The 15,754-nt window shown below is 54.5% G+C and carries 16 protein-coding genes; 13 read left to right on the top strand and 3 right to left on the bottom strand.

Annotated features, from left to right (window positions below):
- The first annotated feature begins 134 nt into the window (after positions 1-134).
- The 8 genes from FLT43_RS09525 to FLT43_RS09490 all read left to right on the top strand — a co-directional run bounded on the left by FLT43_RS09525 (position 135) and on the right by FLT43_RS09490 (position 8,225).
- On the top strand, positions 135-1,595 hold the full coding sequence (locus FLT43_RS09525; RefSeq protein ID WP_087445110.1) for an ammonium transporter: 1,461 nt from the start codon (positions 135-137) through the stop codon (positions 1,593-1,595).
- A gap of 275 nt (positions 1,596-1,870) precedes the next feature.
- Positions 1,871-2,575 (top strand): response regulator transcription factor, encoded by a 705-nt coding sequence (locus FLT43_RS09520; protein ID WP_087445111.1) that lies wholly within the window; start codon positions 1,871-1,873, stop codon positions 2,573-2,575.
- 4 nt (positions 2,576-2,579) lie between these two features.
- Entirely contained in the window at positions 2,580-3,974 is a 1,395-nt protein-coding gene (locus FLT43_RS09515) for a HAMP domain-containing sensor histidine kinase (RefSeq protein WP_087445112.1), read from the top strand.
- Positions 3,975-4,050: 76 nt separating this feature from the next.
- A complete protein-coding gene (locus FLT43_RS09510) occupies positions 4,051-4,593 on the top strand; it encodes an FG-GAP repeat domain-containing protein (protein WP_087445113.1) in 543 nt (180 codons plus the stop codon).
- The gene (locus FLT43_RS09505) at positions 4,580-5,551 is read left to right on the top strand and encodes an LCP family protein (RefSeq protein WP_087445114.1); all 972 of its coding nucleotides are present in this window, start codon (positions 4,580-4,582) and stop codon (positions 5,549-5,551) included. Before FLT43_RS09510 ends, FLT43_RS09505 begins: the two co-directional genes overlap by 14 nt.
- A gap of 63 nt (positions 5,552-5,614) precedes the next feature.
- Positions 5,615-6,784 carry an FtsW/RodA/SpoVE family cell cycle protein gene (locus tag FLT43_RS09500; RefSeq protein ID WP_087445115.1) on the top strand — a complete coding sequence of 390 codons (1,170 nt, stop codon included), beginning with the start codon at positions 5,615-5,617 and terminating at the stop codon, positions 6,782-6,784.
- Positions 6,785-6,902: 118 nt separating this feature from the next.
- Positions 6,903-7,799 (top strand): 3D domain-containing protein, encoded by an 897-nt coding sequence (locus FLT43_RS09495; protein ID WP_174818232.1) that lies wholly within the window; start codon positions 6,903-6,905, stop codon positions 7,797-7,799.
- Positions 7,800-7,910: 111 nt separating this feature from the next.
- The gene (locus tag FLT43_RS09490; protein ID WP_087445116.1) at positions 7,911-8,225 is read left to right on the top strand and encodes a hypothetical protein; all 315 of its coding nucleotides are present in this window, start codon (positions 7,911-7,913) and stop codon (positions 8,223-8,225) included.
- 91 nt (positions 8,226-8,316) lie between these two features.
- Here FLT43_RS09490 and FLT43_RS09485 read toward each other — a convergent pair whose 3' ends face one another.
- From FLT43_RS09485 to FLT43_RS09475, 3 genes are read right to left on the bottom strand one after another with little or no spacing between them, the layout of a single operon-like run.
- Positions 8,317-8,961, bottom strand: a complete 645-nt coding sequence (locus FLT43_RS09485) for an ABC-2 transporter permease (protein ID WP_087445117.1) — start codon at positions 8,959-8,961, stop codon at positions 8,317-8,319.
- The gene (locus FLT43_RS09480) at positions 8,962-9,819 is read right to left on the bottom strand and encodes an ABC transporter ATP-binding protein (protein ID WP_087445118.1); all 858 of its coding nucleotides are present in this window, start codon (positions 9,817-9,819) and stop codon (positions 8,962-8,964) included.
- Positions 9,816-10,196, bottom strand: coding sequence for a GntR family transcriptional regulator (locus FLT43_RS09475; RefSeq protein ID WP_087445119.1), 381 nt, complete (start codon positions 10,194-10,196; stop codon positions 9,816-9,818). Before FLT43_RS09475 ends, FLT43_RS09480 begins: the two co-directional genes overlap by 4 nt.
- Positions 10,197-10,495: 299 nt before the next feature.
- Between FLT43_RS09475 and liaF the strand changes: the two genes are divergently transcribed.
- The 5 genes from liaF to FLT43_RS09450 all read left to right on the top strand — a co-directional run bounded on the left by liaF (position 10,496) and on the right by FLT43_RS09450 (position 15,609).
- Positions 10,496-11,461: a cell wall-active antibiotics response protein LiaF gene (gene liaF, locus FLT43_RS09470; protein WP_087445120.1), complete on the top strand. Its 966-nt coding sequence runs from the start codon at positions 10,496-10,498 to the stop codon at positions 11,459-11,461.
- A gap of 3 nt (positions 11,462-11,464) precedes the next feature.
- Positions 11,465-12,598, top strand: coding sequence for a HAMP domain-containing sensor histidine kinase (locus FLT43_RS09465; protein WP_087445121.1), 1,134 nt, complete (start codon positions 11,465-11,467; stop codon positions 12,596-12,598).
- A gap of 14 nt (positions 12,599-12,612) precedes the next feature.
- Positions 12,613-13,266, top strand: coding sequence for a response regulator (locus FLT43_RS09460; protein WP_147834006.1), 654 nt, complete (start codon positions 12,613-12,615; stop codon positions 13,264-13,266).
- 36 nt (positions 13,267-13,302) lie between these two features.
- Positions 13,303-13,719 (top strand): YugN family protein, encoded by a 417-nt coding sequence (locus FLT43_RS09455; RefSeq protein WP_087445123.1) that lies wholly within the window; start codon positions 13,303-13,305, stop codon positions 13,717-13,719.
- Between the two features lie 243 nt (positions 13,720-13,962).
- Positions 13,963-15,609 carry a S1C family serine protease gene (locus FLT43_RS09450; RefSeq protein WP_087445124.1) on the top strand — a complete coding sequence of 549 codons (1,647 nt, stop codon included), beginning with the start codon at positions 13,963-13,965 and terminating at the stop codon, positions 15,607-15,609.
- Positions 15,610-15,754 lie beyond the last annotated feature (145 nt).

The following is a 15,754-nucleotide window of genomic DNA, read 5'->3' as shown; positions in this document are numbered from 1 at the left end:
ATCATTTACATTAATTGCAGAAAAATATACATTATCTTGAAAACCCATTGAAATAAGGCGATCTCACCCCTATAATCACCAATAATAAATCAAATTTGTGTTATGTTATCTGACACAAAAAGGGAGTGGAGATTATGCAGAGCATCCAATCAAGACGCAACACGATTCGATGGGGACGATGGACAATGGCTATGCTTTTCGGGATCGGCTGGGGGTTAACTATACCGGTTGCGGCATCGGCAGCGGACGGTCCGTCCGCCGAGATGCTGAACACAGGGATGAATGCGCTCTGGGTCATGCTGTCGGCCGTTCTGGTCCTCTTCATGCAGGCGGGATTCATTCTGCTGGAGTCGGGATCGACCCGCATGAAGAATGCGGGCCATATCGCAGGCAAGACGGTGTTCACGGTCGGATTGTGCTCGCTGGTCTATTGGGCTGTCGGCTATGGCCTCATTTTCGGGAGCGGCGGCAACGGATTTATCGGCTGGGGGGATTTCTTTTTCAACCCGCAGAGTGCTGACGGCCTGCCCCCGTTCGTATTCTTCACCTTCCAGTTCGCCTTCGCGGCCGTAGCGCTGTCGATTGCGTGGGGGGGCTTCGCTGAGCGGGCGAAGCTGTCCGTCTATGTGGTGTTCACCGTCTTGTTCACGGCTGTCATTTATCCGGTCGTGGCGCACTGGATCTGGGGCGGCGGCTGGCTGGCGGAGCATGGGAAGCAGGATTTCGCCGGCTCGACCGTCGTTCACTTGACGGGCGCGATGGCGGCGTTGGCGGCGACCCTGCTGCTCAAGCCGCGGCTCGGGCGCTTTGCCGGCCAGGGAGCTTCCGGGGAGATGAAGGGACATAATCAGGTCTACACTACGCTTGGCGTGCTTATTCTCTGGATCGGCTGGTTCGGCTTCAATGCGGGCAGCACGTTGGCTGTAGATGACGGCTTCTTCGGTTACGTGGCGATGAATACGCAATTGGGTGCCGGCGCCGGTGCGGTAGCGGCGCTCGCGATCAGCTGGATCATGAATGGGAAAGCGGACATTCCGACGATATTGAACGGTACGTTGGCCGGGCTGGTCGCCATTACCGCCTCTTGCGCTTTTGTGGAACCATGGGCGGCGGTGCTTATCGGTCTTGTCGCCGGGGTACTGGTCTTCTATAGTGCGAAGTTGTTCGATAAGCTGCGCATTGACGACCCGATTTACGCATTGTCCGTCCATGGGATGGCCGGAATCTGGGGCACGCTCTCGAACGGAATTTTCGCGACGACGGAACTGGCGGCCAAGGCAGGCGTCGGAACCGGAGGTCTTCTCGATACGGGCAGCTTCCATCAGTTGGGGGTGCAGGCCTACGGAATCGCGGCAGCCGGTGCGTTTGCCTTCCTCGCTTCCTATGTCCTGTTGTATGCCATCAAGCAATTCTCGGGCCTGAGAGTACGAGAGGAGCAGGAAGTGATAGGTCTCGATCTGAGCGAGCATGGCGAATACGGCTACCCGGAGCAGATGGGCCAGCTTGACGATTCGCAGCATCACCGCCACGCACGCTCCCCGGTGCCTCAGCCGATCGGCCATTCGCCAGCGAAGCCGGTTGTTCTGAGAAGATAGGAATGCGGTCTGGGAGGAAAGGTCCGAGAAGCGGTCTGCGTCTTGAACGCGGGTGGCTTCTCGGGCTTTTTGCCATTCATCCGATCTGGTCTAGGCCAGCTGCGGCGAGCTGGAAAAAGGGAGGGATCGCGGAATCGTCCCTTCACCCGTTATAATAGAAGATAAAGCTCAAAGCTGGAAATGGACGCCCAGTCTGCTTGCCGGCGCGCCGGCGGCCTGTTAGAAGTTAATGATTCTCCCGTATCGATGCATGAATGGGAGTGAAGGAGGCAGCAATGAATACTTCCTGCAGCAATCAAGTGCTCGTCGTTGAAGACGATAATAATATTAGACGGTTTATCACGATTAATTTGGAACGGAACGGGTTCCAGGTAGCGGAGGCGGCGCAAGGAGAGGCGGCGCTCCATCGATTTGCGGCAACCCGCCCGGATGCGGTAGTTCTGGACATTATGCTCCCTGATACCGATGGCTTTGTTGTATGCGAGCGGATGAGAGAGATTGACCCTGATATTGTCATTATTTTTCTCACGGCGCGTGGACAAGATCTGGATAAGATCAAGGGCCTTGAACTCGGCGCCGACGACTATATCGTCAAGCCGTTCAATCCGCTGGAGCTTGTCGCCAGAATCCGCACCGTGCTTCGCCGGACCCGGCAAGCAGCCGCACCTGCGCGACAGATCGTGGAATCCGGCCCGTTCCGGCTCGACCTTGATGCGAACAGACTGTTCAAGCAGGATGATGTGATCGGCTTGACGCCGAAGGAATATCTGATGGTAAAAGTCTTTATGGAGCATCCCGATAAAGCTTTATCCCGGGACGAGCTGTTGAACCTGGTCTGGGGAGAGGACTTCGTCGGCGATCCGAAGACGGTAGATGTGCATGTTCGGAAGTTAAGGGAGAAGCTCGAAGACGATTGCTCGAAGCCGCAGCGGATTGAGACCGTATGGGGAACCGGGTACCGCTGGAGAAAGGACGAATGACATTGTGGGAATCCGACAAAGATTAGTAGGCAGCTACTTGGCGGTCATCCTTATTACGGTCTCGATATTGGAAGTGTTCCTGATTGCGTCCGTGGATTACTATTACCATTACAGCGTCAGGCGCATCCTGGTGAATCAAGCGGAAATTTCGGCCGCTTTTTTTCAGCAATATTTCTCGGGGCAGGATGTGGCTGAGCAATCGGAGCGGCTGCTGCGGGGATTTTCCCAAAATACGACGGCACAGGTGCAAATTATTGATGCCTCGGGACAGCTGCTTCAGGATAATGTCAACGTCCAGGCTATCGGAAGCAGGATTGATTATCCGGATGTCCGGGAGGCCCGCGACGGAGCGATGGGCATCTGGCGGGGGACATCGGCCTCCTCCGGCGAGTCCTTGCTGGCGGTATCCTACCCATTGGTGACGGACGGCAAGACGGTGGGGGTCGTCAGGTATGTGGCCTCCTTGACAAGCACGATTGCCACCATTCGCTGGATTGCTGCTTTATGTATTGCGGCTGGCCTGCTTGTCGTCGCCATTGTGGCCGTAGTCAGCCTATTCCTGTCGCGGACGATTACCGGATCGATTCAGGAGCTGAAGCTGGCTGCGGATCAGATGGCGGAGGGCGATCTCTCGGCAAGAGCAGGAAAGCGGTACAAGGACGAATTGGGGGCCTTGGCAGACACGTTAAATACAATGGCATCCCGGTTGCAGCGAAGCGATCAGCTCAAAAATGAATTCATTTCCTCGGTATCCCATGAGATTCGAACCCCGTTAACGTCCATTAAAGGATGGGCGGTGACGTTGAAGTCAGCTGAGGGCGACAGCAAGGATTTGCTGGAAGAGGGATTGGATGTGATTGAATCGGAAAGCGACAGATTGACCGAGTTAGTTGATGAACTGCTCGATTTCTCCAAGCTGGCGAATGGAAAGATCACGCTGTCCCGCGGCCCGGTACAGCTTCTGGAGCTGCTGCGGCATGTCGGAACACAACTGGCCCCGAGAGCCTCCAGACTGGGACTCGATCTGGAAGTCAGGGCGGGAGATGCCGTGCCTGTCATCGATGCGGATGCCAATCGCTTGAAGCAGGTGCTTATCAATCTGTTGGATAATGCGATGAAGTTCACACCGCCGGGCGGGAATGTCACTGTGCGCACAGAGGCGCTCAAGGAATACGTTATTCTTACGGTCGAGGATACCGGAGCGGGAATACCTGAGGAGGATCTCGGAAATGTCCTGCACAAATTTTATAAAGGAAACACTAGCGGAGCAGGGAGCGGACTGGGCTTGTCCATCTGCCACGAGATCGTCAAGCTGCATGGCGGACATTTGAAGGTAGAGAGCGAGCCGGGACGGGGAACGAAGGTTCAGGTGTTCCTTCCGCGGCGGCAGATGAGCTAATTTTAACCTTTTCATAACCTATTCTTGGTTATGAACCAATACACTAGAGTGGAAGACAGGCAGAGAAGGGGATGCAATGAGAGATATACGGAGATGGGGAGTGCTCGCAGCGGCTTCCTTGCTGTGGATAGGCGGATGCAGCATGCCTTCCGCCCCGGCCGATCTGGTTCAGCCTCCACGACCCGAACCCCATCAGCGCAGCGGCCTTGTGTTAAGCGATCTTCCGGGCTTCTCCAGGTTGTTGATTCCGGCTCTCGGCGAGGAGGGCAACGGCATCTCGGTCGGGGATGTGGACGGGGACGGCAATGATGAGGTCGTCGTCGTATATGAAGCGAATATTGAAGACGAGAAGGTGCAGAAGGCGGCCTTGCTGAAGCGGGAGGATGAAGCATGGCGGGTCGTATGGGATACGAAGGGGTTCGGCCACGGCCTGGATTACGCAGGGCTCGCCGATCTTAATCAGGACGGCTATCCCGATATTGTGCTTGGCTGGGCTCTGGGCGGCGGAGAAAAGGGCATGGATGTCTATGTGTGGAAAGACGATGGCATCGAACTGTGGAGAAAAACAGCATACCGCGGCCAAATGAGTTTGGGAGAGATGGACGATGAAATTCAATAAAAAGTGGGCGATTATTGTGCTTGCTGCAGGCCTTGTGCTTATCGGGGGCTTTCTCTTTCGCAAGCAGCTAGCCGTATTCGCCTTCGATATGTTCCTGTCGGATAAGGTGGAGAAATCACTTGATCGGACATACAAACCGCTTTATGATACGAAGGATATAATAGGTATTGACGATGATCCGTTCTCGCTGCTGCTGCTCGGAATCGATCAGCGCGACAAGGAGGTCGGGCGCTCCGATTCAATGCTCTATACCGTCGTGAGGCCGAAGGATAACCGGATTCTGCTCCTGTCCATCCCGAGGGATTCATACGCAGAGATCGTGGGCAAGGACAAGCAAGACAAGATCGCCCATGCTTATGCCTTCGGAGGCGCCAAAATGAGCGTGGAGAGCGTGGAACAGCTGCTCCAGCATTCGGTCAATCATTACGCGGCCATCAACTTTAAAGGATTCAGGGATGTCGTCGATGCGCTGGACGGCGTCGAGTTGCCGATCACGGAAAACATCCAGAATCGCAGCCAGTATCATGACAAATTCCTGATCGAAGCGAACAAGCCGATCTATACCGGACTGGAAGCATTGAACTATGTTCGTTATCGCGAAGACTCGGACATGAACCGGATGGAGCGCAACCGTATCTTTTTGCAAGCTCTCATGAAGCGAATGGTACAGCTTGACAAGATCAGCCATCTTCCGGAGCTTCTGGAGATTGCCGGCGACAATCTGGAGACCGATATTTTGCCCAGTGATATGATTGGCTTGGCGAAGATGATGTTATTGAAGGACAGCCTCCCCACCTTCACCAGCTATTCATTGGATGGAGAAGGGAAAATCATGGATAATATCTGGTATCTCATCCTGAATGAAGAGGATCTCGACTATGCGCGGGAGCTGATTGACAATTGGCTCGATCCGGAGGTGCCTTCCGCGGAATTGTTAAATCCGGAGTTAAAGGGATAGCGAGCGTCTGAGTCTGCGATGTAAGTTTAATCGCTTTAACTTATTGAATGGCAAGAGGTGGATATGATCTATATTCGCAAGCTTAAAAAAATGGATAGACCGATCGTCATCCTCATGCTCGCGCTTATTGTCATTGGGACGATAGCCGTGCATGGAGCTACTGCCGGCACCAAGCTGGACGGCTTATATGTGAACAACATCGTCTTGTTCGCCGTATTCACGATTCCGACGCTGCTTGTTGCGGTGTTCGATTATACCATGCTTATGGGCGCCGTTGCCTACGTGTTATACGGAATCGGACTTGCTCTCCTGCTGCTCGTGATGTTCGTTGGAGAGAATATCAACGGAGCGGTGCGGTGGCTGAGTATCGGCAGCTTCCAGCTTCAGCCTTCCGAGTTGAGTAAAATAGCCGCAGTATTGGTGGCTGCCGATCTGCTGCATAAGCGGTCGGGCCGGACGCTCCGTCTCGTACCGGATCTGCTGCCGATCGGGGCCGTGTTCTTCGTCCCGACGTTCATCATTATGAAGCAGCCCGATCTTGGCACGGCGCTTGTCTTCATCGGCGTCCTGCTCGCCATGCTATGGATGGGCAACATTCGCACCTCCTATATGGTGGTGCTGCTTGGCACGATTGCGGTGGGGATCGCGACGATATGCTGGTTGTATTATGCGGATCACGATTTGCTGGCCAAGCTGGTCAAGCCGCATCAAATGTCGAGGATTCAGACCTTCCTCGATCCCGCTAGCGATCCCGATAAATCATGGCATGTCAACAATGCCATGCATGCGATTGGCTCGGGCGGATTGCGGGGCGATTCGGGATTCTATATCGACCGCGGCTACATTCCGTACGCGTATTCGGATTCCATTTATGTCGTCATTGGCGAGAAATACGGCTTTTTAGGGTCCTCGGTGCTGCTGCTGCTTTATTTTCTTCTTATTTACCGTATGACGCTTATCGCACGCGAGAGCCGCGACCTGGCAGGATCCTATCTCGTTATCGGACTTGCCGGGATGCTGGTCTTTCAAATTTTCGTCAATATCGGCATGCACATTGGTCTGGTTCCGTTAACCGGCCTGTCGCTGCCGTTCATCAGCTACGGCGGCAGCTCGTTGTTGGTGAATATGGTATCGATCGGGCTGGTGCTGAGCGTCCATATTCATAAGGATGACGTGATCCTGGATGTTGGCGGCCATTTGTCTGTTGAACCTGCCCTATTGGAGCATAAATAGAGCTGCGCTGGCTGTTGTCGAAAGAACGCCTTCCTTGCGGAGGGTGTTCTTTTTTTGTCGATGGTGCATAAAAAAAATCATCCGTGGACATCCTTCCCACTAAGGGAGGGGTAACCATATGTTGACAGGAATGAACAAGGAACAAAATTGGACAGAACGTTCGAGGATGCAGTCAACCGGCGCTCGCGCCAAGCGCTCGCGGCGTCGACTGGCGGCCATTCTTCTGCTGGGCATGCTGGCCATTGCGTGTGCACCAGACCGAGGAGCGGCCGAGGCCTATCCGTACCGCTATGCGAACATGATGGCGCAAGGGCCGATGTCTGCCGCCATGCAGGGAAGATTGTCCGCTTCTGCGCTGGCATGGGGGGGCTCAACCCTTCCGCAGGACACATATCAGCCGATGATGAACGGTTCAGATTCGATGGCCTGGAACCGATTCACCGCGCTCGGGGCATACAATGTAAGGAGCGAACAGTCTTCGCCGGTTCCGATCGTATATGTCAATTCACCGGCCCGTCCGGACCAAGCGGCGCCGAATGAGCCGCGCAAGGCGGTTCCGACTTCCTCGACGTCGTATTCCGACATCAACCTGGCGCCGGGGAGGCAGCAGGTGATCAAAAGCGTGAAGGTCATCGCCACGGGCTATACGGCAGGGGTGGAATCGACCGGGAAAAAACCGGGCCATCCGGAATACGGAATCACCTATTCCGGCGTGAAGGTGCGAAGAGATTACGTGTCCACGATCGCCGCCGATCTATCCGTTTTTCCGCTGGGCAGCATCTTGTATATTCCCGGCTACGGCTACGGCATCGTGACGGATATCGGTTCGAAAATTAAAGGAAATAAAATCGACTTGTATTTCCATACAACGAAGCAGGTATATAAGCAGTGGGGCAAGAAAGAAGTGGAAGTTCAGCTTATCCAGGAAGGCAGCGGCAAGGTGTCGGAGGATATGCTGAATCAACTGAACGAAGCCGTTTTCAAAACCGGCTCGATTCCTAAATTGCTGCAGTAGCCTCCCAGGCGAATAAAGCCGGGCGGACCATCGCATACTACTTGTGGTGGGAAACGACGTTTCCTTGACATGCTCGCCAACGATGGCGAACACTCCAGGAGGTGAAATGCGATGAAAAACAACAAAGCGAACAGAATGTCCCCAGCGAATTCGAAATATGTTGACGCTGAATTTGCAGCAGAAAACACGGCTGCAGATACGGGAGTCGCAGCAAGAAACGCGGCTGCAGTAACGGGAGGAATGGCAGCAACAAATGCTGCTGCGAACAAGGAATTTGCAGCAGGAAATGCGTTTGCGGATACGGAATTCGCAGCAGGTAACGAAGCTGCGGATACGGAATTCGCGGTTGAATCGGAAGGCGCTGCAAGCGCTCTGAACAAGCCGCAAGCGAACCGTGTCTCCAAAAGACAGCCTGAGCAATTGTAATTGCGCTGCCATGGAGGGCGCCTGGATCGTCCCCTTGTTATTAAGAGATGCAATGACCGCCGCTAAGGCGGTCTTTTTTGCATCCAAGTCATTACAGGTTTTGCCGCGAATAGATGGTTATCGACAAGCGCATCGACATCCATCCAATCAACAACCCGAGCAGTGCGGGAAGCCAGGCTTGCACGGCAGACGGGAGAGGAAGATCAATGCTCAGACTGAAGCGGGAATCATGCGCCATCCGAGCGAGGAACGGCGACACAAACGGCGTGAGAAAAACAAAAAACATAAATACATATTTGGATTTCTCGTAACCGAAATGATATTGGAACGGCAGCAGAATCCCGAATATAAGGGAAAAGAGCAAAAACGATCCGGCAAACGAAGCCGCAGACAATAATTCGAGGTTCGAGGGCAGTATTAGGGCCATTATCGTATAAATCAAATAGCATCCGGCAAAGAGTGTGCAAATGAACAAATATTTTGCTTTTACCAAAGCTTGACGAGTATAGGGGGTAGCGCAAAGCAAGGCAGCGCCCTTAAATTTATATTCCATCATCGACACGGTGTTGAAGAGCAGGTACACAAAATAAAGCCAGGTAATAAAAAACGCCAAAAAGCTGCTGGACACAGGAAGCTTCGAGGAAATAAAAGCCGGCAGTACAAAGGCCACCGCCAGCATGAAGGCTAAATGCTTTTTGGCCAGGAGAAAATCTTTTTTCACAAGATGAAGCAGCATCTATTTTGCCCCCTTCAAATAACCAAGCATCACATCTTCGATCGTCGGACGTTCAATAAGTACATTGTTCATTTTTTGGCGTACGGCCATTTTGTGGCCAGTCAGGCCCGTAAAGCCGTAATGGGTCTCATCCAGACTCAAAAATAAGGTCCTCGTTTCCTCGTTCAGTGCCGTCTTGTCCCCCTTGACGACCGCATGCGAATCCAGCAATGCATCTTTATCCTCCACGAACCTGATTCTGCCCTTATCCATGAAAATGAGCGCATCGGCCACTTTGTCCAGGTCGGACGTGATATGGGTGGAGAAGAAGACGGATTTTCCGCCTGATTGCATAAAGTCGAGCAGGATATCCATCAGCTCGCTTCGCACCAATGGGTCCAGACCGCTGGTAGGCTCATCCATAATCAACAGCTCGGCTTGATGGGAGAGCGCCAAGGCAAGCGCATATTTCATGCGCATTCCTTTCGACAAGGTCGATATTTTTTGGCGGGGCTGCAGGTTGAAGCGTGACAGGTATTGCTTGAATGCGGCCTCATCCCATTGGGAATAGGCCTGTGCAATGATGCTCTTCATTTCCTGCAAAGTCAAATCTTCATAAAAATAGCCCTCATCCATCACGATGCCAATCCGGTTTTTCAGCTCCCGCTCATAAGCGGCAATGTCCTTGCCAAATAAGGCGATGTTCCCGGCATCCGCCGGCACCAAGCCGAGGATTGCTTTGATCGTCGTCGTCTTGCCTGCCCCGTTAATGCCAACCAGCCCGGTGATGCAGCCTTCCTGCAGAGAGAAGCTGACATCCTCCAGGCGGAATGAGCCTATTTGCTTGTGAAGCCCTGCGACCTCCAAAATTGAATTCATCGGTCTTCCTCCTCGAAAAGTATCTCCATCATGGCCACGAGTTCTTCCTTGCTGATTCCGAGCGCGCGGGCGGTGGTCCATGCTTCTGTCAGCTTGACTTCAACCATATGCCGCTTCGATTCCAGCAAGAGCTCCAGGTTCTCCTTCGCAACAAAGGAGCCTTTGCCCGGCCTTGTTGTAATAAATCCTTCGGACTCCAGTTCATCATACACTCTCCGCGTCGTCAGCACGCTCACATGCAGATCGTTGGCCAGCGCCCGAATAGAGGGGAGCAATTCACCCTCCTTCAGCTCGCCGTACAGGATGGCATCCTTGATCTGGTCCTTGATTTGCTGATAAATCGGCGGATCGGATACGTTGGAAATAATAATTTTCATGGGACCTCCATCAATATCAACTGTGCATGTCTAACATACACATCATATACATGAATCACATGATTGTCAATCACAATGCTCATCCCCTGCTTGGCCCCAACTGCCTCCGGCTATGGCTGCCCGGAGACGGAACAGGCTTTGTTCGAATAGCTGGAATCAGATTCCAGCCCCTCGGTCTGGAGACCGAGGCCGATTTCAACCTCACGCCGCTGGCGCCCGGACGAGTCATCGCTTACACTAGAGATACATGAAGCGGCATGAGTTTGAGCCGCATTTGGTAGAGAAGCGAGGGATGAAACATGCAACATAATCGTGGACGATGGTTCGGCGGTCTGGTGCTCATCGCGCTCGGTGCTTTCTTTATGCTTAGCCAGTTAGGCTACATCGATATAAGTATCGGGGAGATGTTCCGCACCTTCTGGCCGGTCATTCTGATCGTCGTTGGCTTGAATGCGCTCCTGCATGGCGCCTTGTGGGGAATTCTTCTGCTTGGCGCCGGCGGCTACTCCCTGCTGTCGAATCTGGGATACATTTATATGTCGCCGGGCGATTTCTTCAAAATGCTGTTCCCGCTTGCCCTTATCGTAGGCGGGGTATGGATGCTGTTCAAGAAGCGGGATTATCCGCGCCCTGACCGGGAGCGTCATCGCCGGAAGGATTGGAAGGAGGACGGTTGGGGATACGATTCCCATACGCAGGCCCCGCCGCCACCGCCACCGCCGCCGACGGACTATGATTTCGACAGCAAGTTCGATGAGCAATTTGGCACGAATTATACGAAAAAAGAGCCGAAGAAGAATGATTTCCATGGCCAATCGGGCTCCTTCGCCGGCTCGGTTCCGCCGCCGCCTCCGATGGGAGGGATGTCAGGCGGTCTGAAGCGGGAGACGCTTAACAAATCGGCGTTCATCGGCGATACGCACCTGGGCAGCGATTATTGGGAACTGAAGCCGACGAATCTCTCTCATTTCATCGGCGATACGGTCATTGACTTGACGAAGGCGCAGGTTCCTTACGGAGAGACGAAGATTACGGTCTCTTCCTTCATCGGAGACGTGAAGGTCTTCGTTCCGAACGATATGGATTTGGGGGTTATCGTAACGTCGAGCTCCTTCTTGGGCGATGTCAAAATATTCGACCAGAAGAAGGACGGATTTATGAGCAGCGTTCAGATGGAGACTCCTTATTTCTATGAGGCTGGCAAAAAAATTCGCATCATCGTCAATACGTTCATCGGTGATGTGAAGGTGACAAGGGTAGGATAACGGATGCTGATGAATTGGGTTCGCCGCTCCCGGAGTGTCAAATGGGAGCTTCTCCTTACCTTCCTTATCTCCGGGGGCCTGATTATGAGCGTCTTCTGGATTGGCATTGTGTACGGCGGTGCATGGTACCACGGCATGAACTGGTGGCTGTTCGGCATCAGCACGGTTATCGTCGTGTCGCTCATTATGGGCTATGTCGCCGGCGTCCGGCTGCAGCGCCGCCTCGACGTGCTGCATCTCAGCATGATGCAGGTGATCAAGGGCAATTGGTCGGAGCGCATTCCGCTCGGCGATGAGGCCTCCTTCGATCAGCTCTACGAAGACTTCAATACGATGGTCGACGCGATGGAGAAGAAGCTGCGCTTGCTGCAGAAGATGTCGGAGCAGCAGGTGATGGATCGGGAGAAGGAATGCGAGGCGGTTGTGCTCGAAGAGCGGCGCAGGCTGGCCAGAGATCTGCATGATACGGTCAGCCAGCAGCTGTTCGCGCTGCATATGGCTTCTTCCTCTCTGCCCAAAGTAATGGAACGGGATATGAAGCGGGCGGAAATGGTGGTCAACCAACTGATCCAGATGTCGCATATCGCCCAACGGCAAATGCGCAGCCTGATCGCGCAGCTCCGCCCATTGGAGCTGGATGGGCGGACGCTCCAGGAGGCGCTCGATCATTGGTTCCCCGACTACTGCCGGCAGAACGGCCTTCAGGGCAAGTTCGATATCGACATGAACATCAAGCTGTCCGAGGCGATCGAGCACCAGAGCTTCCTGATGATCCAGGAGGCGATGGCCAATGTCGTGAAGCATGCGCGCGCGACGCAGGTTACCCTTACGATGCACGCGACGCCGGCGCAGCTCATATTGGCCATCGCGGATGACGGCCAGGGCTTCGATCTGCAGGGCGCGGCCTATAAGACCGGAAGCTACGGGCTGACGACGATGAAGGAACGTGTAGACAAACTGGGCGGCAATCTGGATGTCATCAGTCAGCCCGGCGCGGGCACGACGATTCGCGTTCATATCCCGTTATTTTGCGAACAAGAGGAAGAGGCGGAGGAGACAGCCTTGCCAAGTACCGGATTGAAGAGGGGAAGCGCCTCGGAGCAGGTTGAGCGGGACGGAGACGGAGGGATGTCATAGTGGAACAGACGGTGATGACCGTATTTATTGTGGATGACCACGAGATGGTCCGAATGGGATTGAAGACGTATTTGATGCTGGATCCGGATATTGAAGTCATCGGGGAAGCCGGAGGCGGGCTTGAAGCGATCCATTCAGTCTCGGCGCGGGCAGAGCGGGGAGAGCGGTTGCCCGATCTCGTCCTGATGGATCTGATGATGCCGGACATGAACGGTGTTGAGGCGACGCGGGAATTGACCCGCCGCTACCCGGAGCTGAAAATCGTCATGCTGACGAGCTTCATGGAGGACAACCAAGTATTCGAAGCGATTCAGGCAGGGGCCATCAGTTATGTGCTGAAGACCGTATCCGCCGAGGAACTGGTCTATGCCCTCCGCGGCGCCTTGCGCGGTATGCCGGTGATGAGCGGAGAGGTCTCGCAGGCGCTGACCCGCGGCTTGCGCAAGCAGGCGTCGCAGTCGGATGATGAGGCGTTGACCGAGCGGGAGCGGGAAGTGCTGCTGCTTATCGCTGATGGGAAGACGAACAAGGACATTGCGGAAGAGCTTCACATCAGCATCAAGACGGTCAAGACGCATGTCTCCAATCTGCTCATGAAATGCGAGGTGCAGGATCGGACGCAGCTCGCCGTCCATGCGCACCGCAAAGGCTGGGTTAAAAGCGACTGACTTCGTCCACACTAAGGAGGAAGGAGGTTGCATGCCATGCAGCAGTTGGAAGGGAAGTTCGTCGGCCGCAAGTTCGGCACCGATGAACTGGTCCGCGTGCTGGAGCCAATCGGCTTCGCCGTCTCCGGCAATTGGAATTATGAAGGGGGCTGCTTCGATTGCGCATTGAACGAGGAGCGCACCTTGTGGCTTCGTCTTCCGTTCACGGCGGTGAACGGTCCGTTCGACGGGGAAGCCAACGAATCGGTCTTCGTCCAGATGAAGCAGCCGTTCGTGCTGAAGCACGAGTACCGGGTCGGGAATGATCCGGATGCCGGCGTGCAGCTGTTCGGGGCCTTCGTGAATCAATTCCAGGCGCCATCCAATCCGGACGCTTCGCTGTCTCCGGCCGAATTGCACCGGGCGCGGGCGAAGCTTGATGAAGCAGAAAATGTATTGGGGCGGATGAGTTAGCGGCGCCGGCCCGTTCGAATCGTAAAACAGGTCCATGGGCCTGTTTTTTGCGTCCATATCCGGCCATGCGGGCAGCTGGGTGCGCACCAGCGCCGCTTGCCGCCGGGGCATTATCTTTTTATTGGGTTTTATAATCTTTTTAAGCTGAGTTTAAGGTTGATGGTACAATATATAAATATATCATTCACACCACAGAACGCTTATTGCTTCGAGTGAAGATCAGCTTATTGGGAGGTAAGAACTATGGACGAACAACGCCGCAAATTATTTTTTACATCCGACTCCGATTCGGATTCTTATACCACAGCATCGGATGAGACCCGAAGCGCTCAGGACGTCTCGCAAGCGGGCGATACTCAGACGCAGAAGCCGGAGGATGCCGGCGCTTATTATTTCGCTTATGGCCCTTATCAGTCTGTCAAGCATTCCGAAGGCAGCACAACAACGGAGACATCCGGCAAGGTGAGTGAAGTAGAGGTTACACCACCCGCTCCTATCAAGCCGATGCCATTCTCCCAAGCGACCGGTCAAGGACCGGGCTCCAGCTTCCATTCCCGAGGAGGCGGAGGTACCATGCCGCCCCAGCCGCCGCAGGGGAATTGGCAGTTCAAGGAGCCGAAGCGCAAGCGGGGCACTTCTTTCCGCGCGATGTTCGCTTCCTTCCTGGCAGGGATGCTGGTCATCACCGGATTGATGTATGCCGCGGATACCACCAACCTGTTCACGGGAAGACAGGAACTGGCGAGCACGGCCAGCACGTCAGAGAGCGCGGTCGTGACCAACGGGACGCCGGCTCCGTTCCCGAACGGCGCCAGCAGCGTGCCGGAGGTGGTGAAGACGACGAGTCCGGCGGTGGTCAAAATCGAGACGTTGGCCCGCGTGAACACGCAGAACGGCTATGGCAACAATCCTTGGATGAACGATCCGTTCTTCCGCCAGTTCTTCGGTGATTCCTTCGACGGCAGCGGGAACAACAGCTCGAGCCAGAGCCAGAGCCAGCAGCTGCAGCCGCTTGGCATCGGGACCGGCTTCATCTTCGATAAGTCGGGCTATATTTTGACGAACCAGCATGTGATCTCTGGGGCGGAAGTCATCCAAGTTACGGTGGAAGGCTATAAGAAGCCGCTCAAGGGGACGCTGCTCGGCCAGAGCAAGGACCTGGACCTGGCAGTCATCAAGATTGAAGGCGAAGGCGATTTTCCAACGGTGCCGCTGGGCGATTCCGATGCGGCGCAGGTTGGGGAGCAAGTCGTCGCGATCGGGAACCCGTCCGGCTTTGACCATACCGTTACGTCCGGCGTGCTGAGTGCCCGCGAGCGCTCGATCAATGTCGATGATAACGGAAGCGCCCGCGAATACGAGCATTTGCTGCAGACAGATGCGTCCATCAATCCCGGCAATTCGGGCGGACCGCTCTTGAATATGAAGGGCGAAGTCATCGGCATGAACGTCGCGGTGAGCAAGCAGGCGCAAGGCATCGGATTCGCGATCCCTTCCAATGTGATCAAGAAGGTCGTTGATGATCTGAAGGCGAACCGTGAAATACAGAAGGAGCCGGTTCCGTTCATTGGCGCTACGCTGCAGACGATGACCAGCGATATTGCACAGGAAATGGGCATCAAGAATGTGGAGGGCTCGATCGCGCTCAATGTCATGTTCGGATCGCCGGCCTATGAGGCGGATTTGCGCGCCTATGATATTATTGTAGGTATGGACGGCACGAAGTACGCGACCAAAGAGGAATTGATCGAAGCGATACAGAAGAAGAAGGTTGACGATACCGTCACGATGCAGGTTGTGCGCAACGGCAAAGAGATGGAATTAAAGATTAAGCTCGGCGACCGGAACAAGTTCGACAAGCAGATTGAGTCGCAGCAACAACAGCCATAAGCCGTCGGCTTATGAGAATCTGAGGGCTGCGGCCCGGGCGCAGCGGGAGAGGAAGCATAGGACGGCCTGCGCCGTTCTTGGCTTCCTTTTCGCTATTCGGGCGGCGAATGGCAGTAAGGAAGAAGCAAGGAAGAGGCAAGGAAGA

The organism is Paenibacillus thiaminolyticus (assembly GCF_007066085.1).
GTDB lineage: Bacteria > Bacillota > Bacilli > Paenibacillales > Paenibacillaceae > Paenibacillus_B > Paenibacillus_B thiaminolyticus.
Note: the sequence above shows the minus strand (reverse complement) of the source record. Positions and strands in the feature narration are given on the sequence as shown.

Coding starts and splice junctions, on each gene's coding strand:
- FLT43_RS09525 (WP_087445110.1), top strand. CDS start 135: ATGCAGAGCATCCAATCAAGACGCAACACGATTCGATGGGGACGATGG.
- FLT43_RS09520 (WP_087445111.1), top strand. CDS start 1,871: ATGAATACTTCCTGCAGCAATCAAGTGCTCGTCGTTGAAGACGATAAT.
- FLT43_RS09510 (WP_087445113.1), top strand. CDS start 4,051: ATGAGAGATATACGGAGATGGGGAGTGCTCGCAGCGGCTTCCTTGCTG.
- FLT43_RS09505 (WP_087445114.1), top strand. CDS start 4,580: ATGAAATTCAATAAAAAGTGGGCGATTATTGTGCTTGCTGCAGGCCTT.
- FLT43_RS09500 (WP_087445115.1), top strand. CDS start 5,615: ATGATCTATATTCGCAAGCTTAAAAAAATGGATAGACCGATCGTCATC.
- FLT43_RS09495 (WP_174818232.1), top strand. CDS start 6,903: ATGTTGACAGGAATGAACAAGGAACAAAATTGGACAGAACGTTCGAGG.
- FLT43_RS09490 (WP_087445116.1), top strand. CDS start 7,911: ATGAAAAACAACAAAGCGAACAGAATGTCCCCAGCGAATTCGAAATAT.
- FLT43_RS09485 (WP_087445117.1), bottom strand. CDS start 8,961: ATGCTGCTTCATCTTGTGAAAAAAGATTTTCTCCTGGCCAAAAAGCAT.
- FLT43_RS09480 (WP_087445118.1), bottom strand. CDS start 9,819: ATGAATTCAATTTTGGAGGTCGCAGGGCTTCACAAGCAAATAGGCTCA.
- FLT43_RS09475 (WP_087445119.1), bottom strand. CDS start 10,196: ATGAAAATTATTATTTCCAACGTATCCGATCCGCCGATTTATCAGCAA.
- liaF (WP_087445120.1), top strand. CDS start 10,496: ATGCAACATAATCGTGGACGATGGTTCGGCGGTCTGGTGCTCATCGCG.
- FLT43_RS09465 (WP_087445121.1), top strand. CDS start 11,465: ATGCTGATGAATTGGGTTCGCCGCTCCCGGAGTGTCAAATGGGAGCTT.
- FLT43_RS09460 (WP_147834006.1), top strand. CDS start 12,613: ATGACCGTATTTATTGTGGATGACCACGAGATGGTCCGAATGGGATTG.
- FLT43_RS09455 (WP_087445123.1), top strand. CDS start 13,303: ATGCAGCAGTTGGAAGGGAAGTTCGTCGGCCGCAAGTTCGGCACCGAT.
- FLT43_RS09450 (WP_087445124.1), top strand. CDS start 13,963: ATGGACGAACAACGCCGCAAATTATTTTTTACATCCGACTCCGATTCG.